Annotated in this window: 1 protein-coding gene; it reads right to left on the reverse strand. The window is 70.2% G+C overall.

All coding sequences use genetic code 11. The features are described from left to right. On the reverse strand, nucleotides 1-1,117 hold a 1,117-nt coding region (locus tag ACFV4P_RS35985; protein ID WP_380477696.1), incomplete at both ends, for a LamG domain-containing protein.

Raw genomic sequence — 1,117 nt, forward strand, 5'->3', positions numbered from 1 at the left:
GTTCCCGTGGGTGCCGGTGGCCCAGAGGGCCTGGCCGGTGGGGGTGTTCTGGATGTTGAGCGCGTAGAGGACGAGGTTGCCGTCCGGCTGCATGATCAGCATGGTGTGGGCGGCGTAGACGGTGTCGCCCGGGCGGAGGATGCTTCCGCCGTTGAGGGTGGTGGGCAGGGTGTCGACGAAGTTGCTGACGGAGACGTCGGCGACGGCACCCTTGAAGAAGTTGCTGTTGGCGTTGCTGCCCCGGTTGCGGCCGATGACGAGCTTGCCGCTGGCGGGGATGGTCGTGTTGTGGGCGCCGAAGGCGGCGGGAGCGCCGTTGACGAACAGGGCCATCTGCTTGGTGGCGGCGTTGTAGGTCGCCGTCAGCTTGGTCCACGCGCCGGGCTGGGTGCGGGCGGCGGAGTTGTAGACGCTCGTGTAGTCGTAGGGCCGGCCGGAGGAGGAGTCGGCGGTGGCCATGGCGAACGTCCAGTTGGTGACGCCGTTGTCCGTGCGGGGCCAGATCATGAAGTTGCTGGTGCCGGCTCCGTCCTGGCTGAGGACGACGCCGTCGTCGAGCTGGTCGGCGCGGGCCCAGGCGCTCACGGTGAACGACTGCCGGGTGTCGATCTGCAGGGGCGTGTCTATCTCGCCGTTGCTGGCGGTGCCGTTGAGCAGGGCGGCGTTGGCCGGCTCGGCCTTGCCCGTGGCGATCCAGCCGACGTCACCTGTGGCGGTGCCGTTGTTGCGCCCGGTGGCGTCGTTGGCGTTGCCGGCGAGCGGGTAGCGGGCGAGCGGCGGGCGCAGGTCGCCGCCGGTGTTGACATCCGTGAAGCCGGTGACGACGCCGGGGTGGCCGGCGGCGTCGCCGATCTTGCCGGGCCAAACGGTCAGCTGGCCGGCCGAGTTCTGCCCGTACAGGTCCGGGGTGCCGTCGCCGGTGAGGTCACCGACCGAGCCGACGGTGGGGTACGCGGCCGGGTTGATGCCGCTCGCGAGGACGGTGCCCTTGGTGGGGTCGGCCAGCGCCGAGAAGTCGAAATCGCAGTCCTTGGCCGGGTTCCTGCTGATCGGGTAGGAGAGGATCTTGCCGGTGCTGCGCTCGCGGGTCCACAGGGTGGCCTGCCTGGTCGTCGTG

The organism is Kitasatospora sp. NPDC059795 (assembly GCF_042732175.1).
Classification (GTDB): Bacteria; Actinomycetota; Actinomycetes; order Streptomycetales; family Streptomycetaceae; genus Kitasatospora.